This is a genomic window from Desulfocurvibacter africanus subsp. africanus DSM 2603, assembly GCF_000422545.1.
Lineage (GTDB): Bacteria > Desulfobacterota > Desulfovibrionia > Desulfovibrionales > Desulfovibrionaceae > Desulfocurvibacter > Desulfocurvibacter africanus.
The window spans coordinates 24708-51103 of the sequence record NZ_AULZ01000016.1 but is presented as its reverse complement, the minus strand read 5'-3'; the positions used below and the strand labels follow the sequence as shown (position 1 = coordinate 51103).

The window sequence follows — 26396 nt, the reverse complement described above, 5'->3', positions numbered from 1 at the left end:
GGGCATGGCCCGTAGGACCATGCCCCCTGTCATGGCGCGGAGCGCCGAAATTACATGCGGCTCTTGATGGCCTCGATCTCTTCGCGAACGACTTTGGCCGTGGCTTTGGGCAGGGTTCGCCGGATCTCGTCCATGAGCTCGTCACGCAGGGAGCCCATGACGGTGCCTTCCAGGAACTCTTCGAGCTTATCGCGCAGTTCCGTGCCAAAGCGTTCGGCAAAGCTGGACTCCAGGCGTTCGGCCAGGGGTGTCTCCAGGCTCTCGGCCAGGGTTGTCTCCAACTCCAGGCCGACGGTCTTGAGGCGCGCGGACAATAGCTGCTCGACCTTGACGGCCATCTGCCGCTCCAGGCTCGGGGCCAGCTTGTCAACTAGTCGCGCGGCCAGGGCCTCCTCGTCCACGGACACCGGAGCCGGAGGCTGGCGCTTGGCCATGATCTCTTCGATCTGGTCGGGCAAGGAGTTCTCCAGACGCTCGATCTGGTCGATCATGCGGCCCGAGAGGACGATTTCCACCCGGTCGAAGACCTTGTCTTCCACCCGTTCGGCTACCTCGGTCACGATTTCGGCCATGGCTGGCTTGGCTGGCGTGGCGGGTTGGGATGCAAGCCCGGATTCCATGGCTGCCAAGCGTTTTTCCAGCTCGGCCATGCGCTCGGCCTGCACGGCTTGCAACCGGTCCTCCAGTCCTTCCATGCGTTCGGTCAACGACCGCACTTGCGTATCGCCTTCGGCGGCGCCAGATTTGCCGGCCGCTTCCGCGGCTTCCAAGGCCGCGAAGCGCTCCTCCAGGCCGCTCAAGGCCGCCGCTGCAGCCTTTCCGTCCAGGCGGACCGTCAATTCATCCAGGCAGGCCACGGTCTGTTGCAGATCGGCGGCCGTGACTTCGGGGGGGCGGGATTCGAGCATGGCCAGGCGACCATCCATGGCGGCCACGCTGGAGACCAGCGACGCGGCTGGGACCAGATCCTCGTACCCGGCCTGCAAATCGGTAAGCTTCTGGCGCAGGTCGTCCAGATTGCCCAGGGCGGCTTCGTCGAGAACGGGCCGGCTCTCCAGGGCCGTAATCCGCTCCTGCAAGGAGGAGAAGGATTCGTCCAGCTGGGCGGAGGAGGCCTTGCCTGCCAGGGCTGACTCCACTTCCGCGATGCGCGGAGCGAGCGAGGCCAGGTCGTCCAGGCGCTTGGCCAGCGGGGTCAGGTCTTCCTGCGTCAAGCCTTCGGGACGTTCCGCCAGGGCGGCCAAGCGCTGTTGTAGTCCGTCGAAATCGGGAGAGGGCAGGACATCCAGGCGCTGTCCCAGCGTCTCAAGAGCTTGGCGCAGGCCCTCGATATCCTTGACGCCGACTTGATTGGCCTGCTCCTCGATACTTTTCAGCCGGTCTTCCAATTCATCGGCGATGGCTGGAGCCTTGGACAGCTCGGATTCAAGCGTGTTCAGGCGCTCGCGCAGGCCGGAAATTTCTTCGGGATCAACGGACGAAGCCGATGGGACAGATCGCAGAGTCGATACGGCCTCCATGATTTCGGTCCATTCCTCAGGCTTGGGCGCGGCCATGACGTAAACTTCGACGTCGGCCACGCGGTCGGCCAGGGTGCGCGCTTTGGCCAGCTCATCCTTGACCAGTGTCTCCAGGGCTTCCATGCGCCAGCCCATACGTTGCTCGGAAGCCGACGTAGTGGCGGGCTTGGAAGGCGTTTGGAGTTCCGGGGCACGCACCTCGTCCACCGTGGCCATGGGAGCTTCTTCCGGCTCGCGGAGCAGATCGCCGGGGCCGCGCGTGGAGGCAAATGCGGCAGTGGCTTGCCAATCGACAAGTTCCACGGGAATTTCGGGCACCGGGCTCTTACTGAAGTCCGGGACCTCGGTCGGCAGTTCCACCACGGGCGCTCCCTGCGTCGCCGCCTCGACAGTGGCGTAATCGTCCACGTCGGTGAGCAGAAGCACATCTTCCTGCGGATGCCGGATATCTTCCTCGTCGTCACCCAGGAGCTTGGCCAGCTGTTCGTCCTCGGTCAATGCGTCGAGTTCCCCCAGCTCGCCCAGCGCATCGGGCTTTGCAAATTCCTCTGCCTCGGACGGTTCGGGCTGCACAGCCACGTTCATGGTGCGCAGTTCCGTGGGGGCCGCCGCATCCATTTTGTCTTCCAACCCGGACAGGATGTATTCCACCGTGGCTGTACCAGGCTCAGGCTTGGCTCCGGCATAGGCCTCCAAGCCAGCGGGAATGAGGTCGGCCTCGGTGTTGCCGCCGTCCTCCTCCAGTTCGCGCAGAAGCGAGTCGATATCGGCGAGGTCAATCTCCTGGTTCGCTCCTGACAGCCCGTGCAGGTTGAGCTCCCCGTCCTCACCCTTTGATGCGGCGGCCAGGGTGTCTTCGTTCTCGATGTCCCTGAGCAGCTCATCCAGTTCGGCCAAGTCGATTTCCTCATCAATCTCCCGGCCGGCGGAGGAGATTTCCTCGGTGCTGGCCCTGGAGACAGGCGCGTCGCCAAGATCCTCGGTGTCATCCTCCAGGGGGTCGGTCAGATCAAGAATGCCTTCATCCTCCACCAAGCCGGAGTCTTCGTCCAAGGCTTCGGTCAGCTCAAGGACATCATCGTCCAAAGGCTCGATGACCACGTCATCCAGGAGCAGGGCGTCGGCCTCTCCGCCGCTGGGGCGCGAGCTCCCGCCATCATGGAGGGCGGTACCTTCCTCCATGACGTCCATGAGTTCGATGATGTCCTCTTCGGGACGGCTGCCGCGCGTGGTCGGGCACATGATGAAGCTCCTTGATGCGTACGGCGCGTACGACGCGTACGAATGCGTAACGATGGCGTTAAGGCTTGGCCGGCGACCGCCTTCGCCTATTAACTATTATCCGATTGGATTCAACGGGTATCGACCCGGCTTCTTTCGCACTCGCACTTGAGAAAAGCGTGAGTGAAAAAAGGGGCCGCTCAGCGGCCCCGATGCGCACTTGAAACTACTTCTGGTTATGGCACTGGGCGCAGGCCGTGGGGCCGGTCGTCTTCTTAGCCGTCTTCATCTCCTTGTGGCAGCCCTGGCAGCTCATGGGGCTTTTGGAGTGGAAGGCGGTCATGAGGAACTTGGGATCCTTTTCCGTGGCCTTGAAGCTGGTCGTGTCGGCATGACAGCCCTCAGTGGCGCAACCGCCGATTTCGCTCTTGCCGTCCCACTTGTGGTGGCACTTCTGACAGGCCGCTGCATCGGTGCCAAGAGAAGCGTGGGCCTTGTGCGAGAACTTGACCTTGTACTCCAACTTGGCGTTCGGGTTGCTGAGATGGTCGATCACGACATCGGCAGGAACTTGAGGAACGGCCTGAGCAGCCATGGCCATGGTGCCAACCAGGGCCGCGGCGACGAGCATGCTGAATAACTTTTTCATCCCGGATCTACCTCCTTACACCGTTGTAAAGCCTCGCCTAAACACAATTTCCGCTTACACCGCATAGGTAAGGTCCGCCGCGCTTGTCAAGGCGGAGCCCTCACTCTCGGACGATTACGCCCGTGTCAATGGGGCGTCTAGCACTTTTTACCGTATTTATCCATATAGCCGCGAGGTGTAAGCATGCGGCGTCCGCCTGGAGCGGACACGAAGCGCGTTGCGTTATTGCCCACGATCAGCAGTGAGAGCATGTCCACGCGCTCGATGTATGCACCATCCATGCCGTCCAACGCGATGACGTCCACGAGTTGATTCTGGCGATAGCCGTTGCGCACATGCCCAACCGGTGTTCGTGGTCCGCGGTGGCGTCGGATCAGCTCCAGGGCGCGGGGGAGCTGCCAGTCGCGTCTTTTTGAGCGGGGATTATAGATGGCCAGCACGAAATCGGCCTGGGCGGCCAGCTCCACGCGGCGCTCGATGACCTCCCAGGGCGTGAGCAGGTCCGACAGGCTCACGGAGGCGAAGTCGTGCATGAGCGGTGCGCCCAACAGCGCGGCGGCCGCGCATAGCGCAGGGATGCCAGGCACCACCGACAGCTCGATGTCGGCCAGCGCGCCGCATTCCTCGGCCAGCTCCCAGGCCAGGCCGGCCATGCCGTACACGCCCGGATCGCCCGAAGAGACGAGCACCGAGTCCTTGCCGGCACGAGTGGCGTCTATGGCGGCTTGCACACGCTGCATCTCGCGCATCATGCCGCTTTCGATGATCTCCTTGCCGGCCAGCAGCTCGGGCTCAAGCAGGTCCAGGTAGGTGCCGTAACCGGCCACTACGTGCGCGGACTCCAGGGCCTGTCTGGCCATGGGCGCGAGGAGCGCGGCTTCGCCGGGCCCAAGACCCATGATCGTCAGTCTCGCCATGTATTCTCCACTGTCAGTGGCTGCGGGCTCAGGGCCACGGCCACAGTCACGTTGCCCATGATTCGCTTGGGGATCAGCAACCGGGCCCCAGGGCCGGCCGCCAGCAGGGCTGAGGCTTCGGATACGCTGGCCGTGCCCACCTTGTCCTTGACGCGCGGCGATGCGCCGGGCGCGTCCATGCGATCGAGTTCGGCCGCCGGGAAGGTGCGCAGTTGCAGATGCAGTTCGCGCGCCGCGGCCACAAGCCCAGGCTCGTGGGCCTTAAGGTCGATGCTGGCCAGGCAACCCAGTCCTGCCAGGGCATAATCCCGCTGCCTCAAGGTCATTTCGATAGCCTCAAGTATCTCGTCCTTGGATGCGCCACGGCGACAGCCCACGCCGGCTGCGAGCACCCGCGGGTGCAGGGCCAGAAGCAGTCCGGCGTTCAGCGCACGAGGCGGCTGCTTCCAGTGCGCCCACACGGAGGGCTGGTCCGGGTCAAGCAGGGCAGGGTCCGACACATGCTCGAAATGCTCGGCCATGGCCGGATCGTCGCGCGCCCCCAGGTGGTCTTCGGGATCGAACAGGGTCACGCGGCGGCCTTCCAGCAGGGCCGCGCTGACATGTTTGATCTTTGAAGCATCGGCCACGGCCATTCCACGTCGCCGGGCCAGCAGGTCCACGGCGGGCACACCGGCGTTGTCCGTGGCCGTGGTCACGACCGGGGTAGCGCCCACCGCCTCGGCCACGGTCATGGCCAAGTCGTTGGCCCCGCCCAAATGGCCGGAGAGCAGGCTTACGGCGAAGCGGCCCGCTTCGTCCAGCACTACCACGGCCGGATCGAGCGCCTTGCTCTGCAGATGCGGAGCGATGGCGCGCACGGCGATGCCAGCCGCGCACACGAAAATGTGTCCTCGAAATGCGTTGAATGTCTCGGCCAAGCACTCCGGCAGCGAGTCGAAGCTTTTAACGCCCGGCTCACCCGCCAGACGCCGAGGCAGGAACTGCTCGCCGTCCAGGGCTTCGGCCAGCCTGCGGCTCAGCCGCGCACCTTTGCGGGTCACGGCGTACACGGCCACGGCGGGCATGATTATTCCTCTGACTCCTTTTCCGGCTGAGCCTGGGCCAATACCTTGTCGATGCGGTTGCCATCCATATCCACCACCTCGAAGCGCAGCTCATGCCAGACAAGCACGTCGCCCGTTTGCGGTATGCGTCCCAGATGGTGCAGAATGAAGCCGGCCAGGGTCTGGAACTGGCCGTTCATGTGCGCCATGAGTGAGGGCGGGATGCCTAGCAGCGAGACCACTTCGTCCATGGGCATGAGCCCGTCCAGCAGCCAGGAGCCGTCCTCGCGTCGCACGGCCCCGGGCTCGGACATCTGGTCCGCGCCGGGGATGTCGCCCACGATGGCTTCAAGAATATCGTTCAGGGTCACGATGCCGCGGATGTCGCCATACTCGTCCAGGACCATGGCGAAATGCATGCGCTCCTCTTGCTTGAATCGCTCCAGCAGAGCCAGCACCCGCGTGGTTTCCGGCACGTAGATAGGCTGGTGCAGGAACCTGGGGTCGGTGAAGCTTACGCGCCTGTCTTCGGCATAGATCGCCAGGAAGTCCTTGGCCTTGATGACTCCAACGGCTTCGGACAAATCCTCCCGCGCCACGGGGAAGCGCGAGAAGGGACTGGTCATGACCTTGCGCACGTTTTCCTCATATGGGTCGTCCAGATCGATCCATTCGATCTTGGCGCGGTGGATCATGATGGCCTCCACCTGCCGGTCGCCCAAGCGGAAGATGCGCTCCAGCATATCCCGCTCGCCGTGCTCGATGGCTCCGGCCTTGACCGCCTCGCCGGCCATGCCGCGCACATCCTCCTCCGTGACGCGCGGCTCCGCGTGCGGGGATTGGCCCAGCAGGCGCACCACCAGCGCCGTGGAGCCGCTCAAAAGCTTCACGGCCGGCAGGGACAGGCGCATGAGCAGGGTCATGAGCGGCGCGCAGAAGGCGGCCATGCGCTCGGGCGCGCCGAAGGCCAGACGCTTGGGCGCCAGCTCGCCCAGCACCAGGGTCAGGTAGGTCACGGGCGCCACCACCAGGGCGATGGCCAAGCCGCCGGCATACGGGGCCAGGGCCGGGAAATCCGTCAACCACAGCTCCAGCCGCTCGGCCAGCGTGGCCCCGCCGAAGGCGCCGGTGAGCACGCCCACCAGAGTGATGCCGATCTGCACCGTGGACAGGAAGCGCTCGGGCTGCTCCTTGAGACGCAGGGCGAAACGCGCCCCGCGCGCACCGTCCCGTGCCCGGCTCTCCAAGCGTATCTTCATGGACGCGACCACGGCCATCTCGGACATGGCCAGAAAGCCATTGAACAGGATGAGCAGCAGGATCGCGCCGACTTCCAGTAAAACCCTCGTCATGAGCACTCCATCGGCCTGCCCTGCGCGGTAGCAGACCCTGGGTTGCGTATACCCGCAGAGCCGCCGAATTACAAATGGGCGGGCGCGGAATTCGTCGGGAGTCCCTTGAGAATCCCACGGGAATCCCAAGATGCAAGGCTGCCGTGTCGGCATTAGCAGGTCGGGGCGGATGAATCCTTGTTATGCCGTGTTCACGCACGTATGAAGGAGAAAGTCCAACTCCCGCCTTCTGATGCGGGACGGGGAGAGAAGGCCGTTCCGAGACTGTAAATTTTGGACGCGACCGTTCGATAACGGAGGCCGACATGGTTAGCGGACCGAATCGTCCAGGCATGCGGGGCAAGGCAGGCTGCGCGCGGAGTGCATTCATGGCCATCCTGAGTGCCTGTACCGCATGTGCTTTCGTTATCGCAGGGTGCTGGCAGGACGAACCCGCGACGCAGCAGGCCCAAGCTCCGATCACGGTTCTAGTGGCCGAGGTCAGCCAGAAGGACGTTCCCATCTACAAGGAATGGGTCGGGGCCACAGAGGGGCTGGTCAATGCGCAGATACGCGCCCAGGTCAGCGGGTATCTCATAAAGCAGGCCTACCAGGAGGGCCAGCGCGTGCGCCAGGGCCAAGTCCTCTTTCTCATCGACGCCCGTTCTTTTGAATCGGCCATGGCCGAGGCCCAGGAGCAACTGGCCGACGCGCAAGCGCAACACGAAACGGCCAAGGCCACGCTCGCGCGCATCCAGGCCTTGTATAAGGTCCGCGCCGTGAGCGAGCAGATCCTGGACGAGGCAATCGGCAACGAGAAGTCCCGAAGGGCTGAGGTCGGCAAGGCCCAGGCGGCTCTGGAGCAGGCGCGTATCGACTTGAGCTTCACGAGAATAGCCTCGCCCATCGAGGGCATCGCGGGGCTGGCCCAGGCGCAGATCGGCGACCTCGTGGGACCGGCCAGCGAGCCCCTGACGACCGTGTCCACTCTGGATCCCATCAAGGCCTATATCGCCGTCAGCGAGCGCGAGTACCTCCAGGCCGCGCAGGGCGAGCGGAAGCAGGAAGGACCAAGGGACATCCCGCTCACACTGACCCTGGCCGACGGCAGCACATATCCGTATGAAGGCCGCTTTTCCTTCGCCGACCGCAGCGTGGACCCCAATACGGGCACCATCAAAATCGCCACCCTGTTCCCAAATCCAGAGTACATATTGCGGCCCGGTCAATACGCCAAGGTCCGGGCGCGGATGCGCACGGCCCAGAAGGCCCTGCTCGTGCCCCAGCGGGCGGTCAGCGAGATTCAGGGCACGTACCAGGTCGCGGTGGTGGGGCCGAACAACACCGTGGAGGTCCGCCCGGTGCAGGTTGGGGAGCAGATCGGCCAGGAGTGGATTGTCACCGAAGGCCTCAAACCGGGCGAGCGGGTCGTGGCCGAGGGCATCCAGAAGGCCAAACCGGGCGCGACGGTGACGCCCAAGCCTTATGTCCCGGAAGAGCCTGCAGCCGGTTCGCAGGCCAGCCCTGACGTCAGCTCACCGCAAGACGCGCCCGGCGCTCCCGCAACATCCGGTAGGAAGGGCTAGGCCGCCATGGCGCGCTTCTTTGTCGATCGGCCCATCGTGGCCATGGTCATTTCCATCATTATGGTCATCGTGGGCCTTGTGTCCATGCTCGGCCTGCCCATCGCCCAATACCCGGACATCGTGCCGCCCGAAGTGCTCATTTCGGGCACATACATCGGGGCCGACGCGCTCACCGTGGAGCAGTCCGTGGCCACGCCCATCGAGCAGCAGATGAGCGGCGTGGACAACATGAACTATATGAACTCCATAAGCTCAAGCGATGGGCGCATGAGCCTGCGGGTCAACTTCGCCGTGGGCACGGACCCCAACACGGACCAGGTCTTGGCCCAGATGCGCCAGTCCCAGGCCGAGTCGCAGCTTCCGGCCGAGGTGCGCGAATACGGCGTGACAGTGACCAAGTCCACGGCCTCCCCGCTCATGGTCATAGCCCTGACCTCTCCTGACGGCGCCTACGACGAGACCTTCCTGGCCAACTACGCCTACATAAACCTGAACGACCAGCTGTTGCGCGTGCCTGGCATTTCGCAAGTCACGATCTTCGGAGCCGGGCAATACTCCATGCGTCTGTGGGTCAATCCGGACACCCTGGCCAGGCTGAACATCACGGTCCCGGAAATCATCTCGGCCGTGCAGGCCCAGAACACGGTCAATCCGGCAGGTAGGATCGGCGACGAGCCCGTGCCCGCGGGGCAGGATTTCACCTACACGGTGCGCGCCAAGGGGCGGCTCACCACGCCCGAGGAATTCGAGCAGATCGTGGTGCGCGCCAACCCGGACGGCTCCATCGTGCGCATCAAGGACGTGGCCAGGGCCGAGCTCGGCGCGCAGGTCTACAACCTCAAGGGCCGCCTCGACGGTCAGCCCGCCGCGGCAATCGCCGTCTACCAGTTGCCGGGCTCCAACGCTATCCAGGCAGCCGACGGTGTGCGCAGGCTCATGGCGGAACAGGCCGAGCGCTTTCCTCCCGGCCTGGAGTTCGTCCTGGCGCTGGACACCACGCTGCCCATCACCGAGGGCATCGATGAAATCGTGCAGACGCTCTTCGAGGCCATGCTGCTCGTGCTCATCGTGGTGTTCATCTTTTTGCAGAGTTTCCGGGCCACGCTCATCCCCATGGTCGCCGTGCCGGTTTCGCTCATCGGCACCTTCGCGGTCTTCCCCCTGCTCGGCTTCACCATCAACACCCTGTCGCTGCTGGGCCTCGTGCTGGCCATCGGCATCGTGGTGGACGACGCCATCGTGGTGGTCGAGGCCGTGGAGCACCACATCAGCCAAGGCCTGTCGTCCCGAGAAGCCACACTGCAGGCCATGCGCGAGGTCACCGGACCGGTGGTCGTCACTTCGCTCATCATGGTGGCGGTGTTCGTGCCCACGGTGTTCATTCCGGGCATAACCGGCAGGCTCTACCAGCAGTTCGCCGTGACCATCGCCGTGTCGGTGGTCATCTCCTCGATCAACGCCCTGACTCTCAGCCCTGCGCTGTCGGCGCTCTTGCTCCGTCCGCGCAAGGAGATGCGCGGGCCGCTGGGCTGGTTCTTCCGTAAGTTCAACGCCGCTTTCGGCAAGGCCACGCATGGTTATGTGGGCCTGAGCGCCGGGCTAATCCGCAAGGCCTTCCTGGGACTGGTCATCCTCGGTCTGGTCGCGGCCGGGGCCTGGCTCGCGGGGCGAGATATCCCGACGGGATTTCTGCCGGAGGAGGACCAGGGCTATTTCTTCGTGAACGTGTCCCTGCCGCCGGGATCGTCCCTACAGCGCACCGATGCGGTCTGTAGGCAGGTGGAGGATATCCTGGCCAAGACGCCCGGCGTAGCGCACACGACCACTATCGTGGGCTACAGCATGCTCAGCCAGGTCTACTCCACCTACTCCGGCTTCTACTTCGTGACTCTCAAGGAGTGGGCCGAGCGCAGCGCGCCCGAGGAGCAGTACAAGGCCATCCTAACCCACGTGAACATGGCCCTGGCCGCATTGCCCGAAGCGAACGCCATGGCCTTTTCGCCGCCGGCCATTCCCGGCATCGGCACGTCGGGCGGCGTGACCTTCATGCTGGAGGACCGCTCGGGCCAGGACATCGAGTTTTTGGCGGCCAACACTGCCAAGTTCGTCCAGGCCGCGCAGCAGCGGCCGGAGATCGCTTCGGCCGTGAGCATGTTCCAGCCTGCGGTGCCCCAGGTCTACGTGGATGTGGACCGCGACAAGGCGCTAATGCAGGGCCTCGATTTGGGCGAGGTCTACAAGACCGTGCAGGCTTTCATGGGCGGAGCCATGGTCAATTACTTCAACCGCTTCGGACGTCAATGGCAGGTCTATGTGCAGGCCGAGGGCGAGTTCCGCACCTCGGCGGAGAACCTCGGCCAGTTCTACGTGCGGAACGCCGAGGGCGACGCCGTACCCCTGTCGGCCATCACGACCACGCAACCCGTGGCCGGCCCGGAGTACACCACGCGTTTCAACCTGTACCGCTGCGCCCAGATCAATGCCGCGTCCAGGCCGGGCGTAAGCTCGATCCAGGCAATGGCCGCGCTGGAGGACGTATTCCGCCAGACCATGCCCCCGGAAATGGGCTTCGACTACATGGGCATGTCCTACCAGGAGAAGCAGGCCCGCGAGGGCGTCCCGGCCTCGGCGATATTCCTGCTTTCCCTCCTGTTCGTATTCCTGCTGCTGGCCGCGCAGTACGACAGCTGGAGCCTGCCTTTCAGCGTGCTGCTCGGCACGCCAATCGCTGTCTTCGGAGCCTTTGCCGCCCTGTGGCTGCGCGGGCTGGAGAGCAACGTCTACGCGCAGATCGGCCTGGTCATGCTCATTGCTCTTGCGGCCAAGAACGCCATCCTCATCGTCGAGTTCGCCAAGCTGGAGCACGAGCAGGGCAAGCCCCTGATCGAGGCGGCGCTGGGAGCCGCGCGGCTGCGTCTGCGGCCCATCCTGATGACATCATTCGCCTTCATCCTGGGCTGTATTCCCTTGTGGACCGCCGCCGGCGCGGGAGCCCTGTCCCGCCGCGTCATCGGCACGGACGTTGTCGGCGGCATGCTCGCGGCCACGCTCTTGGGTGTATTCCTGGTGCCGATGCTGTATGTGCTGGTGCAGGGATTGAGCGAAAGAGTAGGAAGGAAGAAGGGTAAGTAACGCGTGTTGCTCCGGCGCAACACTACAAAAAAACGCGGGGTCCAGGGGAATCATTCCCCTGGCGGGAGAGGGTTCGGGAGAGGGCAGGGCCCTCTCCCGATTTCATTTTCCTACAACTGCGCCGAGCGCACCGCTTCCAGGGTTATGTTGATGTCGCGATCGCTGTGCGCGAAGGACAGGAAGGCGCACTCGTAGCCTGACGGCGCGAGGTACACGCCTTTCTCGCGCATGTGCGCGTAGAAGCGGGTGTAACGCGCCGAGTCGGCCGTGCTGGCCGTGGGGAAGTCCACGATCTCGGGTGTCTGGGTAAAGAAGACGGTGAAGATCGAGGCGATCTGGTTGATGACCACGGGCACGGACTTTTCCGCGAATATGGACTTCAGTTCCGCCCCCAGGGCCTGTGTGCGCTGCTCCAGCCCCGCGTAATCGGCGCGGGAGAGCAGTTCCAGGGTACAGGTGCCGGCGGCCATGGCCACGGGGTTACCGGACAGGGTGCCGGCCTGGTACACGTCGCCGCAGGGCGCGACGCGCTGCATGATATCGCGCCGTCCGCCGTAGGCCCCCACGGGGAAGCCGCCGCCGATGATCTTGCCCAGGCAGGTCAGGTCGGGCTGGATGCCGAAGCGCTTTTGGGCTCCGCCGAAATCCACACGGAAGCCGGTGATTACCTCGTCGAAAATGAGCAGCGCGCCGTACTGGCGGGTGATCTCGCGCAGCCCTTCCAGAAAGCCGGGTTTGGGCAGCACCAGTCCCATGTTGCCGGCCACGGGCTCCACAATGATGCAGGCGATGTCATCGCCGTGACGCTCGAAATGGGCCTTGACCTGCTCCAGGTCGTTGTACTGTGCGAGCAGCGTGTGGGCCACCACGTCGGCGGGCACGCCGGGCGTGCCGGGAATGGCCAGGGTGGCAACGCCCGAGCCGGCCGACGCCAGGAACGGATCGCCGTGGCCGTGATAGCCGCCGATGAATTTGAGCACCTTGTTGCGGCCGGTGTAGCCGCGGGCCAGGCGCAGGGCGCTCATGGTGGCCTCGGTGCCGGAGTTGACCATGCGCACCATCTCCACCGTGGGCAGGGCATGGCAGACGGCCCTAGCCAGGTCGATCTCGGCCTCGCAGGGCGCGCCGTAGCTGGCGCCCTTCTTGGCGGCGGCCACGGCCACTTCGGTCACGTCCGGATGGGCGTGGCCCAGGATCATGGGACCCCAGGAGAGCACGTAGTCGATGTAGGAGGCGCCCTCCACGCTGGTGATCCTGGATCCTTCGGCCTTCTTGATGAACAGGGGCGTGGCGTCCACGGACTTGCAGGCCCGCACGGGGCTGTTGACCCCGCCCGGTATGTACTTCTGGGCTTCCTGGAAGAGAGTTTCAGATAGGCTCATGCTTCGTTCCTCACTTGCCGGATTGGCCTGAGTGGGCCGTCTGTGGGTTTTGGTCCTCGAAGTAGCGCATGGATGTCTTTTTAAGTTCCCGCACGGATTCCAGCACGTCGTACTGGTCCACGCCCGTGGCCACGGCCAGTTCGCGCGCCAGGCGCAGGCAGTCGCCGGGGTTCTGGCCGTGGATCATGGTGTACAGATTGTAGGGCCAGTCCAGGCAGTCCTTGCGGTGGTAGCAGTGGGAGATCTCGGGCCGCTCGGCCATGATGTTGGCCACCTGGTCCATGTCCTTGTCGTCCTCGACATACCAGGCGACCATGGCGTTGTGGCCGTAGCCGGCTTTCTGGTGGCGCAGGGTGGCCCCGAAACGGCGGATGACTCCCGTCGTTTTTAGGCCGCGCAGCAGCTCCAGGACTTCGTCCTCGTCGAGGCCGGCCTGGGCGGCAATGTCCGCGAAGGGCGTGGCGGAGTCGGGCAGGTCGGCCTGGACCATGGCCAGGGCGCGTTTCTGGGCTTGGCTGAAGGTCGGATTGCTCATGTATTGTCCGTGATCATGGTCGGGTTTTGGCGCGGTTTTGTCTTGCAGAGTGCGTAGTGATAACCGCTTCATGACGAGCTGGCAACACGGCTTGCCTGGTTGCCGACACGTCGCGGCCATTATGCCCTGGCGCATGCATCTCTTCAACGGCCTGCGATGGCCGCCCGAAGCGGCGGCCCTTGCGTACATTGGGCGAGCTCGACGTTCCGGCCGCTCCGGGCTTGCCATGCGACCAAGGGCCGCGTACTCTGCCTGTCTTGATCGGCCTGTGCCGCACTAGCTCGCGCATAGAGCCTACGCACAATTCCCTTCCTTTCAAGGAGTGAGCGCATGCGATTTGCTGTCTTAGGCAGTGGAAGCTGGGGCACCACGCTGGCCAACCTGCTGGCCAAGAAAGGCCATGAAACCCGCTTGTTGGTCCGTGAGCAGGAGCTCCTGGCGGAGATCGTCTCCAAGCGTGAGAATTCGTGGTACATGCCCGGCATCAAGCTGCACGAGGGCCTGGAGGCCAGCACCGACCCGGCCGTGGTTATGAAGGACGCGGAGGTCTTCCTGTGCGCCATTCCAAGCCAGTTCCTCCGTTCGGCGCTCATGAGCATGCGCGATCTCATGCCCAAGAAGCCCGTGGTGCTCTGCGCCAGCAAGGGCATCGAGCTGAACAGCCTGCACACCATGTCCCAGGTGGTGGAGGACTCGCTGGCAAGCCTTAAGCCGCGCTTCGCCATGCTCTCGGGACCGAGCTTCGCCCTGGAGGTCAGCCGCGAACTGCCCACGGCCGTAACTCTGGGCTGCTGCTACAAAAAGCTGGGCATCATGCTCCAGGAGGCCCTGGCAACGGATTACTTCCGCGTGTACACCACCACCGACTATCGCGGCGTGGAGTTGGGCGGAGCCATCAAGAACATCATCGCCATCGCCGCCGGCATTGCCGACGGGCTGAGCTTCGGCTCCAATGCCCGCGCCGCGCTCATCACCCGTGGGCTGGCCGAGATGAGCCGCCTGGGCGTGGCCATGGGCGCCAAGCCGGCCACGTTCATGGGCCTGTCGGGCATGGGCGACCTCGTGCTGACCTGCACGGGCGAGCTTTCCCGCAACCGTCAGGTAGGCCTGCGGCTGGGCAAGGGCCAGAAGCTCCTGGATATCCTGGGCCAGATGAAGATGGTCGCCGAAGGCGTCAAGACCACCGAGGCCGTGCATGGCCTGGGCAAGATGCTCGAAGTGGAGTTGCCCATCACCGAACAGGTGTACGAGGTGCTCTATAACGGCAAGGACCCGGAGCAGGCCGTTCGGGAGCTGATGGGACGCGAGCTGAAGCAGGAAGCGTAAGCGCGGCAAGTCAACGTCGATCCAAATACGAACGCCGGCCGGAAACATTTCCGGCCGGCGTATTCATTTCGTCCCCGCACGCTCAGTTCACCCCTCGCTCGACGCGTCCGGCTCCTTAAGTTCATCCGGGGCTGGCGTCTCCGCGGTAAGCTCTTTCGCTTCGCCGGCATGTCCCTCGTCCGCCAGCTTCTGGGCCATTTTGCTGGCCTCCTCATGGTCCGGGTTCAGCTTGAGAGTCTGGGTGAAGTAGAACATGGCCATGGGCAGATTGCCCGCGCGCCAGAAAATATAGCCCAGATTGTAGCAGACCGTGTCGTTGTCCTGGCCGAACTCGCCGTTCGTAACCAGCGCCCGCTCGACTTCAGCCGCTGCATTCTCGTATTCCTCGCCATCCATGAAGGCCAAGGCCAGATTGTAGCGGATAATCTCGTCCTCGGGTGCGATGTCCAGGGCCTTGCGGTATTCCGCCACGGCCTCGCGCCACTTGCCCTGCATGCGCAGCACCAGCCCCAGTGCGTTGAAGGTCTCCATGTCCGAACGGGACAGGATTTTTTGCTTGGCCTCCAGACTGTAGCGCAGGTAGCGCTCGGCCAGTTCCGGGGCTTGGGCCATGCATTGCTCGGCAATGTTGCGGGACAGCCCGCTGATGAGGCTCATGGCCTGGTCCGTGGTGAGCTTGACGGCCTTGCCGAATTCCCGGTCCGCGGCGGACAGGTTGCCGAGCTTGAGCTTGAGGCCGCCGATCTGCACCTTGCGTTCGACATTGAGCGGGGAAAGCCTGTCCAGTCGCTCCAGGTACTCCAACTCCTTCACCGAGTCGCCCAACTCGCTGTAGGTCTGGATGAGCCGCTTGATGGGCTCCAGGTACAGTTCGGCCGAGTGGTGGGCTTCGGCATAGGCGGACAGGGCATCCTCGTGGCGCTCCATGGCCCGCAAGGCGTCGCCCACGAGCATGAGCGCGGACGGGCTGTCGGGCTTGTGGCGCAGAGCTTCCTCGCCCAGAGTCATGGCCATGGACGTGTTGCCGCGCAGCAGGTGGCTCTTGCCCTTTTCCAGCAGGTCTCCGAGCTTGCCCATGGGCCGTATGGCATTGGCCAGCTTCTCGGCCAGGGCGCGTTCTCCAATGGGCTTGGTGATGACGCTGTCCGTGCCGAGTTCGTGAAGGAGGATGAGCAGGTCCTCCTGGATTTCGCGCGTGAGCAGAATGATGCGCACCAGCGGGAAGAAAAGCTTGACGTGTTTGATGAGCTGGATGTGGGAAATTCCCTCGATCTCCCGCTCCACGAGGAGCACGAGCTTGCGGTCGCGCGCGGCGAGTTGGCCGATGGCTTTCATGGCGTCCTCGGCCGAGGTGTGAATGCGGCAGCAGACCGGCTTCAGGGCCAGGACTTGAACCACTGTCCGCGTGAATACGTTCAGGAAGCCGGCATCCTTGGTGAGCAGGAGAAACAGGCCGTTTTCCTGCAAGACGAAATTCTGTACAGGCTGTGCGAGCCTGGTGAGTACTTCCATGGAGGCGACTTGTCCTGTTATGATGTCTTGTGGAGCCCGCCGTGACAGGCGGATCGGAGCGCCAGAGTCTGGCGTTTGTACTCGCGCATGAGCGTGGGCGTCAAGTTTCGCCGGAACCGGCCTGGTTTGGCCTGAAACTGATCGAAAGGTGGGCCGCGCGGGCCGTGATGGCCCGCTGGAAGCTTCGCATCCAACTGTGATACTCGGACAAGGCGTTATCAGCGCGGAATTGGAAAGTCCGGGACGGACTGCGACCGTCCGCCAAACCAGAGGGGTCCATGGATCAGCTCGTGCTCGGCGCCAAGTCACTGGCGCTGCTCCTGTTCGTCAATTTCGTCCCGCCTGCCCTGGCCCTGAAGCTGCGGCGGCGTTGGGATCGTCCACTGGACCTGGGGCGGCGCTTCATGGACGGACGGCCCCTGCTCGGTCCGCACAAGACCGTGCGCGGCCTGGCCGGCTCGGTCCTCGGCGGCGGCCTGGGCGGCCTGCTGTTGGGCCTGCCCCTGTGGCTCGGCCTGGCCACGGGGCTTGCGAGCATGGCCGGAGACTTGCTTACGAGCTTCATCAAGCGCCGCCTGGACAAATCCAGCGGTCAGGACGTGCCGGGCCTGGATCAGTTCCTGGAAGGCTTCTTGGCTGTGATCGTGCTGGCCCATGCGCTGCCGTTGGGACCTGTCGTATCAACGCTGGTTCTGGCCGGCTTTTGCCTGGCTGCCTACTATTCTTCGGCCTGGTACAAAAACGTGTTCTACAGCCGGCCAAGGCCCGGATATCCGCGGCCTTTCCATCCGCGCACTCGCTGGCGCGAGTACCGCTGCTGCCGTCTGTCCAGCCGGCCGCTCATGTACCTGTTCAATCTCAAGGAAGGACTGCTTTATAACGGATTCATCACCAGTGTTTTCCATTTGGCGGGATTGACGCCTCATGGCCGCCGCAATGCTCTGGAAGTTGGCCTGACCTCCATCGCCCCAACCTTGCCTGGGCTGCCGCTGGCCTTTGGCGGCTACCGCATCCTGTTCGCCACGGACCTGCACCTGGACGGCCTGGACGGCTTGGACGAACGGCTGCGGGCGCTGGTGCGCGACGAACGCTTCGACCTGTGTCTACTGGGCGGTGATTTGCGCTACGGGACCTTCGGCAACTTCGGCCCTGCGCTCGATCGGTTGGCCCGCGTCCTGGCCCGCGTCCAGGCCCGCGACGGCGTGCTGGCGGTCATGGGCAATCACGACTGCCTGGAGATCGTGGGCCCGTTGCGCGACATGGGCGTGCAGGTGCTGCTAAACGAGGCATGGCCCATCACACGGGGCCGCCATCGGCTGTGGATCGCCGGGGTGGACGACCCCCACGCCTACCGTTGCGCCGACCCGAGGGCTGCCATGCAGGATGTTCCGCCTGACGAAACAGCCATCATGCTGGCGCACAGCCCCGAGGCGGCCGTGGAAGCCTCGGCCCTTGGCGCGGCGCTCTACCTGTGCGGCCACACCCATGGCGGCCAGATCAGTTTGCCGCGTATCGGCCCCGTGGTGACCAACATGCGCGGCCCGCGTTCCATGGCCGCGGGTTTGTGGAGCCTGGACGGCATGGTCGGCTACACAAGCACGGGCGCGGGGGTGTCCGGCGCACCTGTGCGCTTCGGCACGAGAGGGGAGATAGTGTCGGTGACCTTGCGGCGGGAGGAGCCTGTTATCCAAAAGGATGATGTTGCCTAGGCCACATTGCATTTGACCTGGGAGAGAGCGCTGCCCTCCCCCAGACCCACTTCCGCCAGGGAAATGATTTTCCTAGCTCCCCATTTTATTTGCAAACGGCTTTAATGCTGGGTGCTTACTGCCGCATCTGTTCGATGATGCCCTTTAGCTCCTGGGCCAGGCGGGCCAGGTCGGCCACGGCCTGGGCGGACTGGTTCATGGCGTCGGATGTTTCGGAAGAGATGCGGCTGATCTCCTCGATGCTGCGGTTGATCTGCTCGCTGGCGGCGGACTGCTCCTCGCTGGCTGTGGCGATGCCGCGCACCTGGTCGGCGGTCTGCTCGACCATGGTCACGATGCCCTTGAGGGCCTGGCCCGAGCGGCCGGCCAGTTCCGTGGACTCCTGGATGGCCGAGGTCGTGGCATCGGTGTTGGCGACGCTTTTGCGCACGCTGTCCTGAATGGACTTGATGGAATCTTCCACGTCGCGCGTGGCGTTCATTGTCTTTTCGGCCAGCTTGCGCACCTCGTCCGCCACGACCGCGAAACCTCGACCGGCCTCGCCCGCGCGGGCCGCTTCGATAGCCGCGTTGAGCGCCAGCAGGTTGGTCTGGTCGGCGATGTCCGAAATGACGCCCAGGATCTGGCCGATGCCCTGGGCCTGCTCGCCAAGCTTGGTCATGTCGCCCTTGAGTTCCGTGGCCTTGGAGTTGATGCGGCCGATGACCTGCACCACGGAGGCCACCACGGTCTCGCCGTCCTTGGCCATGCCCTTGGTGCGCTCGGCAAGGTCGGCCACACCGGAGGCGTTGCGGGCAACCTCCAGCACGCTTGAGTTCATCTGCTCCATGGCCGTGGCCGCCTCTCCCGTGCGCGATTGCTGCTCGGCCGCGCCCTGGCTGGACTGCTCCACCTGGGCCGAGAGTTCCTCGGAGGCCGAAGAGACGCGTTCGGAGATCAGGTCGGCCTCTTGGGCCACGCGTGCCATGCTTTCGTTTTGCTGGCGGATGAGTGCTTCCTGTTCCTTGCTCTTGCTCAGATCCACATAAATACAGAACCCGCCAATGATCCGGCCGTCCAGGTCCGTCAGCGAAGCTATGTTGGCAAACGCATGCACGAGTCCACCCTTGTGACCCGTGACCTGGAGTTCCTGGTTGCGTACGGTTTCACCCGTTTTCATGCACTTGCCCACAAGGGTCGAGCGTGTGGCGTCTTTGTAGAAGACCTGAGCCATGATCTTGCCGAGATGACGCTCCGGCGGGCCGTCGAGCTGGAGCATGTCCAGGCAGGGCTGGTTGATGAAAGTGATGTGCTCGTTCGTGTCCACCACGAGGCAGGGCACGGTCATGCCGTGCATGAGGCCCTGACTCATGCCCAGCTTGTTCTTTAGCTCGGCCACCATGGCCGCCACGTTGCCGCTCAGGGCCGAAAATTCGTACTTGAACGTGCCGTCGAGCTTGGCCTTGAAGTCGCCCTGGGCGATGCGCTTAGTGAAATCCTCGATGGCCTGCACGGGCCGGGTCACCGTGCTACGCATAACCAGGGCCAACAGGCCGACAAGACAGGTGATGATGGCCACGCCGATGCCTAGAAGCGCGAGGGTCTGGTGTTTGGCAGTCGCGGTCAGCTCGTCGGTGTAGGCGCTCATGCACACGATCCAGCCCGATTCCGGCTCGTGCAGCACGCTCAGGAACTTATCTTCGCCTTCCCATTCGTACTCGCTATTGCCGTCCTTGGTGCGCAGGGCCTGCCGAACGAAATCGTGCTGCGAGATGTCCTTGAGGAGGAGATTCTTGTCGGCGGCATGGGCGATGAGCACGCCAGTGGTGTCCAAAATGAAGCCGTAGCCCCGCTCGCCGAAGCGGATTGGGTCAAGCATTTTTTCCGTGAAGCGATTCCAGAGCGGCAGGAAAGCCACGCAGCCCAGGATCTGGCCAGTTGCTCCGCGCACCGGCGCGGCCACGGCAAAGACGAGCTGCTCGCCTTCCCGGAATACGGAGCTGGAGATTTGCGGCTCATGGCTGCCCAATGCCGCGCGCACGTAGTCCTTGTCCGACAGGTTCTGGCCGGCCAGGCTGCGCATATTCTGATCGAAGCCCGTCAGAACCACGCCGTTGCGGTCGAGGGCCAGCATGCTCCAGATTGAGTCGCCGTAGGAGCGCATGTAGCTCTCCAGCCGTTCGGTCGCCCGCGCGGGATTGCCTGTTTGCAGGGCCTCTTTGATGGCAGCCTGGCTTGCCAGGGTTGCGGCGCGATCCTTGTGCTCGGCCATTTGCCAGCTCAAGGCATCGGATACGGCGTGGACGGAGTGCTCCATCGATTGTTCTTGCAGCTGCAAGGCAAGTTCATAGGAGGTCTTGCTGACATACATGACCATGGCTGCCACGGCAGATACAATAGCCAGCGAGACAATGGACAAGACGACGGTGCTGATATGCCGTGCTTGAAATTTCATGCAGCATTTCCTTTGGGCAGTTTTATAGTGAATGCAAAATCTACAGTAGCTGAAAATTTGCGTCAACGTGAGAGGCAATAAATAGGTTTTTGACAGTAAATTTATTGATAGTGTATTGTATAGAGTCAAGGCTATGGCAAGATATTGGTTGTGGCAGTTTGAATGCGGCGGTAATTCCTTATGCTATGACGGAAGCGCGAAGGCATGGGCGGTTCGATGAATCCAAAGAAGCGAGAGTGCAATGGCAGGGCGGATGCGTAACGGGACAAGGCAGACGGTAAAGGCCGAATGGTTTAAAACAGGGCTGCCTGCGTGGCAGGCAGCCCTTCAAACCTAGTGCAAGTCGTTACTCGACTGAGCCAGCTGGAATTACACGGTATGATTGCACCGATTGATCGGTAATGCCGTTTGCAAGTTTGTTCAGTTCAAGCTGCTTCCAGCCGTGCGTCTAGATAGGCGGAGCGATATGCACGAGCACGCGCATGTCCGTCGTGGCCCGCACTCCGTGGGGTACGCGGATGTCGCACACGAGCACGTCGCCGGTGTGCGCGGGCATGGCTTGGTCGTTCTCGGCCAGGAATTCGCCCTCGCCCTCGATGATGGCGATGGAGACCTGTCCGTCCAGGTCGTGGGCGTGCACGGGCAGGCTCTGGCCGGCCTTGAAATTGAAGTTGATGATCTTGAAATCCGGAGATTCGTGCACCAGCAGCATGGAGAAGGCCTTATCCTTGAAGCCGTTCTCCTTGAACATCTCGATCTTGCGCATGTAGTCCTCCTTGGCTGTCGTGGCTTCGCGTTGTCTTCGAACAGAATATAACAACACACGTGAGCATTGACCGTGACCCGCGTCACAAGGCATGATTTTTTTAGTCAGGAGAATGCAATGAGTCTAGCTAACACATTGTCCAGCGTGCCGTTGTTCACCGGGCTGCAGCCGGATCAGCTCGAACGCATCGCGCGCATAGCCGTGGACAGGCCAGTAGACAGGGGACAGATGCTCTTTTTCGAGCGCGGCGAGGCCGAAGGTTTCTACATCGTGGCCGAGGGCAAGGTGAAGATCTTTCGTTCCGCGCCCGACGGACGCGAGGCCGTTCTGCATATCTACGGCGTGGGCGAGTCCTTCGGCGAGGTGCCCATGTTCATGGGCGGACGTTTTCCGGCCAGCGCGGCGGCCGTGGAGAAGGGCAAGGTAATTTTTCTGCCCCGGGCGGAACTGGCGCGGCTCATCCGTGAGGACGCGACTTTGGCCATGAACATGCTGGCCTCCCTATCGGGCAAGCTGCGCGAATTCGCGGGTAAGATCGAGGCGTTGACCCTACAGGAGATCCCGCAGCGGCTGTCGGCATACCTGCTGGACCTGAGCGAGCGCGAAGGCGATGCGGATGCGGTGGAGTTGGACATGGCCAAGGGGCTGCTGGCCAGCTTCCTGGGAGCCACGCGCGAAACACTCTCGCGGGCCCTTTCGCGCATGGCCGAGCAGAGCTTTATCGAGGTCAAGGGCCGCACCATCCGCCTGCTGGACCGGGCTGGGCTGGAAGACCTGGCCAGCGGCGAAGTGCGGCTGTAAGCAAGCCTAAGAGCCGGGAAGGGCGTCGCCCTCCCCGGACCCCACCCACCAGGGAGCGCGGCTCCCTGGACCCTTTATTCGGAATCGGCCCTTTCCAAGTGGAGGAACCACTTGGAAAGGGCCGATTCCGCGTGCTCATGTTTCTTTTTCACAAACATTTGAGCGGATTCATAGCCGTTTAGGCTATGAATCCGCTCAAAAAAACGGGGGCTGGGGGGATGATTCCCCCCAGCCGCCGGAGGCCTCTTCATTCTTGATAGCTACAGGGACAAACAAGCCTTTTACCAGTTGGTCTTGAGCAGCTCGAAGTGGGCTTGCGGGTGTATGCAGGCGGGGCAGAGCTCTGGCGCGCTGAAATCCTCGTGCAGGTAGCCGCAGTTGCGGCAGCGCCAGACGACCTTCTCGGGGCGGCGGAACACGAGACCCTTGTCGATGTTCTCGGCCAGCTCGCGGTAGCGGCGCTCGTGGAACTGCTCTGCCACGGAGACCTTGCGGAAGACCAGGGCGATTTCCGGGAAGCCTTCGGACATGGCCACCTCGGCATAGCCGGGATACATGTCCATGTGCTCGTGGCGCTCGCCGTCGGCCGAGGCGATGAGGTTGTCGCGGGTGGCACCGATGATGCCGGCCGGGAAAGCGTACTCGACCATGGCCTCGCCGCCTTCGAGGAACTTGAAGAAGCGCTTGGCGTGCTCTTTCTCCTGATTGGCGGTCTCCTCGAAGATATGCGAGATCTGCACGTAGCCTTCGCCCTTGGCCTTGGAAGCGAAGTAGGTGTAGCGGTTGCGGGCCTGGGACTCGCCAGCGAAGGCGGTCAGCAGGTTTTTCTCGGTCTGCGTGCCGCGCACGGACTTCTGTGACATGCCATCCTCCTGAGGATTGCTGCTTGTTTGCAAAGAAAAGGTCTGATTTAGCAATCAATTTATCAGGTTTTGGGCCATTGTCCAGAGCTTAGGAATTGATGTGCAGCGAATGCGCCGAAAGCTAGGCCGAGCAGCCTCGCACGGGGGCACCGCCCAGTCGGCAGCGGCAGGGCGTGCGGCGGGGGCTTTCTCCGTCGCATCCTCGGCGGAAGGCACAAGCTCCAGATCGGCCCGCAACTTGACCAAGAGCTCGTCGCGGCGGTAGCCGATATCCTTAAGGATGTGGTCGTCCAGCGTCTGCAACTCGCGTAGCAGCGCCCATTCGCGCTGTTTCCGCCGCCAAGACCGCAATCCGGCGGCGATGGTATTTCCCAGCCGCAGCAATACACCACCCTCAATTCCCGAAGCGTTCCTCCCGTTCATGGCCGCACCTCCTTGGTCGCCTTGACTTCCAGGGCACCATGGGTCAAACCTGCTGATAAGACAAACGAATAGGTTTCATGTCTCCAATAAGCACAGCTAATGGAGTGTGCCATGCAACTGCCCAACGACTTGCTCAGGACGTTCATGACCGTAGCCGACACGCAGAGCTTCACGCGAGCTGGTCAGGCGGTTAATCTGACACAGTCGGCAGTGAGCCAGCAGATCAAGCGGCTGGAGCAGGAGCTAGGCCAGGAGCTGTTCGCGCGTAACGGCCGCGAGGTGGCGATCACCCCGGCCGGCGAAGCATTGCTGCCTTATGCCCGGCGCATGCTGCTCCTGCACGACGAGGCTGTTTCAGCTTTGTCCAGACCCGAGATGGTCGGCCTGGTGCGCTTGGGCTCACCCGATGACTATGCCGCGCGCTTCCTGCCTTCAATCCTGGCCCGTTTCGCTCAGGCCTTCCCGCGCGTGCAGGTCTACGTGCGCTGTGAGCCGAGCTCCCGCCTTCACCATCTGCTCGTCGAGGGCAGCCTGGACCTAATCGTGGTTACGGCCTGAGAAGATCCCTGTCCGGGCGAGGTCGTCGCCCACGAACCCGTTGTATGGGCCGCCTCAGCTCATCATCTGGTCCATGAACAGGATCCGCTGCCCCTAGCCGTGTTCCACAAGGGCTGCACTTTTCGGGAGTGGGCCGTGAGCGCCCTCGACGCCATTGGCCGCTCTCACCGCATCGCCTATGTAAGTCCGAGCATCGCCGGCATCCAGGCCGCCATGGCCGCAGGATTGGCCGTGGCACCCATCGGCCTTAGCGCCGTGCCCCATGGCGCGCGGCTGCTCACGCCGGACATGGGCTTCCCGGCCCTGCCCACGGCCCGGCTCATGCTGCGGCGCAACCCCGAATCACGCTCGCCCGCGGTGAACTGCCTGGCCGAGCACATGGCCGAAGGCTTCCGCGAGAACCAGGCCGTGCTGCCATGAGGGCCACCGTCAGGAGTTTTGCACAAGAGCCGGAAAAGGCGCCGCCTTCCCCGAGCCCAGCTATCGAGGGCTATTCCCGTTAAGGGGACGCTCTGGGGCCCACATTTCATTTGCGAACGACTTTGGCGCAAAAAAAGCCCCCGGAATCTTCCCGGAGGCTTTGCCTTTTGGAAAAATGAATCGGCTCTACGTCGTGGGCAAATATTTCTCGATTTCGTAGGCCGAGACGTGCATGCGGAATTCGTCCCATTCGGCTTTCTTGGCCTTTACGTACTCGCGGTGCATGTGCTCGCCGAGGATTTCCTTCAGCACCGCGGACTTCTCCAGATTAGCCACGGCCTCGTTGAGCGAGCCGGGCACGGCCGATATGCCGCGCTTGAGCATCTCATCCTCGGTCATCTTGAAGATGTTGTCCTCCACGGGTGTGCTCAGTTCGTAGCCCTCATCGATGCCCTTGAGGCCGCAGCCGAGCATGACCGCAAAGGCCAGATACGGGTTGCAGGTGGGGTCCGGGCAGCGCAGTTCGATGCGCGTGGCGGCCTCCTTGCCGGGCTTGTACATGGGCACGCGGATGAGCGCCGAGCGGTTGCGGTTGGCCCAGGCGATGTACACTGGCGCTTCGTAGCCCGGCACCAGCCGCTTGTAGGAGTTGACCAGCGGATTGGTGATGGCCACGAACTCGGGCGCGTGCCGCAGCAGGCCGGCGATGTAGCTCTTGCATTCCTTGGACAAGTTATGAGACTCGCCGGCGTCGAAGAAGGCGTTGCGGCCGTTCTTGAACAGTGATTGGTGCACGTGCATGCCCGAGCCGTTCTCGCCGAACAGGGGCTTGGGCATGAAGGTCGCGTATACGCCGTGCTTGCGGGCCGTCTCCTTGACGATGACCTTGTAGGTCACGGCGATGTCGGCCATCCTGAGTGCTTCCTGATAGCGCAGGTCGATTTCGTGCTGCGAGGGCGCGACTTCGTGGTGGCTGTATTCCACGGCGATGCCCATGCGATCCAAGTTGAAGATGATGTCGCGACGGATATCGTTGCCAAGGTCGAGCGGCGGGGCGTCGAAGTAGCCGCCCACGTCCATGATGGTCGGGTCCGTGGGGCTGGCGAAGATGAAGAATTCGAGCTCCGGACCGACGTACATGGTGTAGCCCTTGGCCGCGGCCTTCTCCAACTGGGTCTTGAGTACGTGGCGCGGATCGCCGGCAAAGGGCGTGCCGTCGGGGTTTTTTATATCGCAGAACATGCGCGCCACAGGCCGGTCGCTTGGCCGCCAGGCTGCGAGCTGAAATGTGCTCGGGTCAGGGAAGGCCACCATGTCCGACTCCTCGATGCGTGTGAAGCCGAGGATGGAGGAGCCGTCGAAGCCCATGCCCTCCTCGAAGGCGGCCTCCAGTTCGTTGGGGGTGATCTGGAAGCTTTTGAGAGTGCCCAATATGTCGATGAACCAAAAATGGATAAAGCTGATCTTGTAGTCTTTGACCGCCTTGAGCACATCGTCGGCGTTCTTGCAGTTGAATACTGGCATCTCCATATGCTGTCCTCCTGGAAACCTGTTGCGGGATATGGCCATTTTTCAGGCTTGGCGGCCGCCCCTTTGTGTTCATCAATGGTCATCACCTGGCTCGGGCAGTACATGTTGGGACTCTGGAGCCAAGGAGTCCCAAATATCGATTTCATAGCCTACTTTCCAAGGTTTTCAAAGGCTTTTAGCCTGCAAAGGTTTCAATTCAAGATGGGCATACGGTCTTTTAACTATTTTGTGAATCAATGCCCTATCAAGCCCAACAAGCCATGAAATCCTTTCGGATGAATTGGATATAGTAGGATTCTGCTTGGCTCATTCAGCGCATATCCGAGGAATGCGATATTTGTGATTTGGACACACTGCCGCTTACCAGGCCTGCTGAATTGAATAAACTCACGTTTAAGCCTTGAAAAGTTCTTGAATAAGGGCCAAAAGAGGCCACATCCAAGCACGATGCCCGCTACTGGAAGAGGATGGGCTTGACCCATATTCCAAGCTTGGAAGGCGCTTTTATAGCCAATTCATGATTTGCAAAATTGTGATTATTATTTTGAAAACCTTGTTCATTTTTGCAAGAATCCATAAGTCAAAGCCTAGCTGTCTTTCTATAAACTGTTGATAAATTTGGTTTAATAATTATTGGCGCGGAACATGATATAGAGATGCAACTCCTCTGGGAGTTGGCTGTGGTTCCGAAATTTGGAACCAGGCGGATAATTGTAAAACCATAGAAGGCCCGAG

Annotated in this window: 18 protein-coding genes and 1 pseudogene; 6 read left to right on the top strand and 13 right to left on the bottom strand. The window is 62.6% G+C overall.

What is annotated here, in order from left to right; translation table 11 throughout:
• Positions 1–50 precede the first annotated feature (50 nt).
• The 5 genes from H585_RS0111985 to H585_RS0111965 form a co-directional block, all read right to left on the bottom strand.
• On the bottom strand, positions 51–2762 hold the full coding sequence (locus H585_RS0111985) for a coiled-coil domain-containing protein (RefSeq protein WP_027367994.1): 2712 nt from the start codon (positions 2760–2762) through the stop codon (positions 51–53).
• A 205-nt stretch (positions 2763–2967) separates the two neighbouring features.
• Positions 2968–3390 (bottom strand): cytochrome c3, encoded by a 423-nt coding sequence (locus H585_RS0111980; protein ID WP_014259866.1) that lies wholly within the window; start codon positions 3388–3390, stop codon positions 2968–2970.
• A 137-nt stretch (positions 3391–3527) separates the two neighbouring features.
• On the bottom strand, positions 3528–4307 hold the full coding sequence (gene cobJ / locus H585_RS0111975; protein WP_027367993.1) for a precorrin-3B C(17)-methyltransferase: 780 nt from the start codon (positions 4305–4307) through the stop codon (positions 3528–3530).
• A complete protein-coding gene (locus H585_RS0111970) occupies positions 4295–5374 on the bottom strand; it encodes a cobalt-precorrin 5A hydrolase (protein WP_027367992.1) in 1080 nt (359 codons plus the stop codon). The genes cobJ and H585_RS0111970 overlap by 13 nt, the downstream gene beginning before the upstream one ends.
• Positions 5375–5376: 2 nt before the next feature.
• Positions 5377–6705, bottom strand: a complete 1329-nt coding sequence (locus H585_RS0111965) for a hemolysin family protein (protein WP_027367991.1) — start codon at positions 6703–6705, stop codon at positions 5377–5379.
• 368 nt (positions 6706–7073) lie between these two features.
• Here H585_RS0111965 and H585_RS0111960 point away from each other — a divergent pair, with 368 nt between their 5' ends.
• Together H585_RS0111960 and H585_RS0111955 are read left to right on the top strand one after the other, a co-directional pair.
• Positions 7074–8270 (top strand): efflux RND transporter periplasmic adaptor subunit, encoded by a 1197-nt coding sequence (locus tag H585_RS0111960; RefSeq protein ID WP_244432532.1) that lies wholly within the window; start codon positions 7074–7076, stop codon positions 8268–8270.
• 6 nt (positions 8271–8276) lie between these two features.
• Positions 8277–11402, top strand: a complete 3126-nt coding sequence (locus H585_RS0111955; protein ID WP_027367989.1) for an efflux RND transporter permease subunit — start codon at positions 8277–8279, stop codon at positions 11400–11402.
• A 110-nt stretch (positions 11403–11512) separates the two neighbouring features.
• Here H585_RS0111955 and hemL read toward each other — a convergent pair whose 3' ends face one another.
• A complete protein-coding gene (gene hemL / locus H585_RS0111950) occupies positions 11513–12784 on the bottom strand; it encodes a glutamate-1-semialdehyde 2,1-aminomutase (protein WP_027367988.1) in 1272 nt (423 codons plus the stop codon).
• A gap of 10 nt (positions 12785–12794) precedes the next feature.
• Positions 12795–13319, bottom strand: a complete 525-nt coding sequence (ahbB, locus tag H585_RS0111945; RefSeq protein ID WP_027367987.1) for a siroheme decarboxylase subunit beta — start codon at positions 13317–13319, stop codon at positions 12795–12797.
• A 330-nt stretch (positions 13320–13649) separates the two neighbouring features.
• Between ahbB and H585_RS0111940 the strand changes: the two genes are divergently transcribed.
• A complete protein-coding gene (locus tag H585_RS0111940) occupies positions 13650–14645 on the top strand; it encodes an NAD(P)H-dependent glycerol-3-phosphate dehydrogenase (RefSeq protein ID WP_027367986.1) in 996 nt (331 codons plus the stop codon).
• Between the two features lie 87 nt (positions 14646–14732).
• Here the strand turns inward: H585_RS0111940 and H585_RS0111935 are convergent, their stop codons facing one another.
• Positions 14733–16157 (bottom strand): response regulator, encoded by a 1425-nt coding sequence (locus H585_RS0111935; RefSeq protein WP_027367985.1) that lies wholly within the window; start codon positions 16155–16157, stop codon positions 14733–14735.
• Positions 16158–16435: 278 nt separating this feature from the next.
• Here H585_RS0111935 and H585_RS0111925 point away from each other — a divergent pair, with 278 nt between their 5' ends.
• A complete protein-coding gene (locus H585_RS0111925) occupies positions 16436–17866 on the top strand; it encodes a CDP-archaeol synthase (protein ID WP_027367984.1) in 1431 nt (476 codons plus the stop codon).
• Between the two features lie 115 nt (positions 17867–17981).
• Here the strand turns inward: H585_RS0111925 and H585_RS0111920 are convergent, their stop codons facing one another.
• Both H585_RS0111920 and H585_RS0111915 read right to left on the bottom strand, forming a co-directional pair.
• A complete protein-coding gene (locus tag H585_RS0111920) occupies positions 17982–20300 on the bottom strand; it encodes a methyl-accepting chemotaxis protein (RefSeq protein WP_027367983.1) in 2319 nt (772 codons plus the stop codon).
• A 448-nt stretch (positions 20301–20748) separates the two neighbouring features.
• Positions 20749–21066 carry a cupin domain-containing protein gene (locus H585_RS0111915; protein WP_014259878.1) on the bottom strand — a complete coding sequence of 106 codons (318 nt, stop codon included), beginning with the start codon at positions 21064–21066 and terminating at the stop codon, positions 20749–20751.
• 117 nt (positions 21067–21183) lie between these two features.
• Between H585_RS0111915 and H585_RS0111910 the strand changes: the two genes are divergently transcribed.
• The gene (locus H585_RS0111910) at positions 21184–21867 is read left to right on the top strand and encodes a Crp/Fnr family transcriptional regulator (protein WP_027367982.1); all 684 of its coding nucleotides are present in this window, start codon (positions 21184–21186) and stop codon (positions 21865–21867) included.
• Between the two features lie 281 nt (positions 21868–22148).
• Here H585_RS0111910 and rbr read toward each other — a convergent pair whose 3' ends face one another.
• Together rbr and H585_RS0111900 are read right to left on the bottom strand one after the other, a co-directional pair.
• A complete protein-coding gene (gene rbr, locus H585_RS0111905; RefSeq protein WP_005987301.1) occupies positions 22149–22730 on the bottom strand; it encodes a rubrerythrin in 582 nt (193 codons plus the stop codon).
• A 54-nt stretch (positions 22731–22784) separates the two neighbouring features.
• Positions 22785–23153 (bottom strand): DUF1127 domain-containing protein, encoded by a 369-nt coding sequence (locus H585_RS0111900; protein WP_027367981.1) that lies wholly within the window; start codon positions 23151–23153, stop codon positions 22785–22787.
• A gap of 99 nt (positions 23154–23252) precedes the next feature.
• Between H585_RS0111900 and H585_RS21380 the strand changes: the two are divergent.
• Positions 23253–24131: pseudogene (locus H585_RS21380) on the top strand (LysR substrate-binding domain-containing protein).
• Between the two features lie 186 nt (positions 24132–24317).
• On the opposite strand, the gene H585_RS0111890 reads toward H585_RS21380, so the two are convergent.
• Positions 24318–25661, bottom strand: coding sequence for a glutamine synthetase family protein (locus H585_RS0111890; RefSeq protein ID WP_014259882.1), 1344 nt, complete (start codon positions 25659–25661; stop codon positions 24318–24320).
• Positions 25662–26396 lie beyond the last annotated feature (735 nt).

Bases quoted from the DNA above. Each gene is read 5' to 3' on its own strand.
- H585_RS0111985 (WP_027367994.1), bottom strand. From the start codon at position 2,762: ATGTGCCCGACCACGCGCGGCAGCCGTCCCGAAGAGGACATCATCGAA.
- H585_RS0111980 (WP_014259866.1), bottom strand. From the start codon at position 3,390: ATGAAAAAGTTATTCAGCATGCTCGTCGCCGCGGCCCTGGTTGGCACC.
- cobJ (WP_027367993.1), bottom strand. From the start codon at position 4,307: ATGGCGAGACTGACGATCATGGGTCTTGGGCCCGGCGAAGCCGCGCTC.
- H585_RS0111970 (WP_027367992.1), bottom strand. From the start codon at position 5,374: ATGCCCGCCGTGGCCGTGTACGCCGTGACCCGCAAAGGTGCGCGGCTG.
- H585_RS0111965 (WP_027367991.1), bottom strand. From the start codon at position 6,705: ATGACGAGGGTTTTACTGGAAGTCGGCGCGATCCTGCTGCTCATCCTG.
- H585_RS0111960 (WP_244432532.1), top strand. From the start codon at position 7,074: ATGGCCATCCTGAGTGCCTGTACCGCATGTGCTTTCGTTATCGCAGGG.
- H585_RS0111955 (WP_027367989.1), top strand. From the start codon at position 8,277: ATGGCGCGCTTCTTTGTCGATCGGCCCATCGTGGCCATGGTCATTTCC.
- hemL (WP_027367988.1), bottom strand. From the start codon at position 12,784: ATGAGCCTATCTGAAACTCTCTTCCAGGAAGCCCAGAAGTACATACCG.
- ahbB (WP_027367987.1), bottom strand. From the start codon at position 13,319: ATGAGCAATCCGACCTTCAGCCAAGCCCAGAAACGCGCCCTGGCCATG.
- H585_RS0111940 (WP_027367986.1), top strand. From the start codon at position 13,650: ATGCGATTTGCTGTCTTAGGCAGTGGAAGCTGGGGCACCACGCTGGCC.
- H585_RS0111935 (WP_027367985.1), bottom strand. From the start codon at position 16,157: ATGGAAGTACTCACCAGGCTCGCACAGCCTGTACAGAATTTCGTCTTG.
- H585_RS0111925 (WP_027367984.1), top strand. From the start codon at position 16,436: ATGGATCAGCTCGTGCTCGGCGCCAAGTCACTGGCGCTGCTCCTGTTC.
- H585_RS0111920 (WP_027367983.1), bottom strand. From the start codon at position 20,300: ATGAAATTTCAAGCACGGCATATCAGCACCGTCGTCTTGTCCATTGTC.
- H585_RS0111915 (WP_014259878.1), bottom strand. From the start codon at position 21,066: ATGCGCAAGATCGAGATGTTCAAGGAGAACGGCTTCAAGGATAAGGCC.
- H585_RS0111910 (WP_027367982.1), top strand. From the start codon at position 21,184: ATGAGTCTAGCTAACACATTGTCCAGCGTGCCGTTGTTCACCGGGCTG.
- rbr (WP_005987301.1), bottom strand. From the start codon at position 22,730: ATGTCACAGAAGTCCGTGCGCGGCACGCAGACCGAGAAAAACCTGCTG.
- H585_RS0111900 (WP_027367981.1), bottom strand. From the start codon at position 23,153: ATGAACGGGAGGAACGCTTCGGGAATTGAGGGTGGTGTATTGCTGCGG.
- H585_RS0111890 (WP_014259882.1), bottom strand. From the start codon at position 25,661: ATGGAGATGCCAGTATTCAACTGCAAGAACGCCGACGATGTGCTCAAG.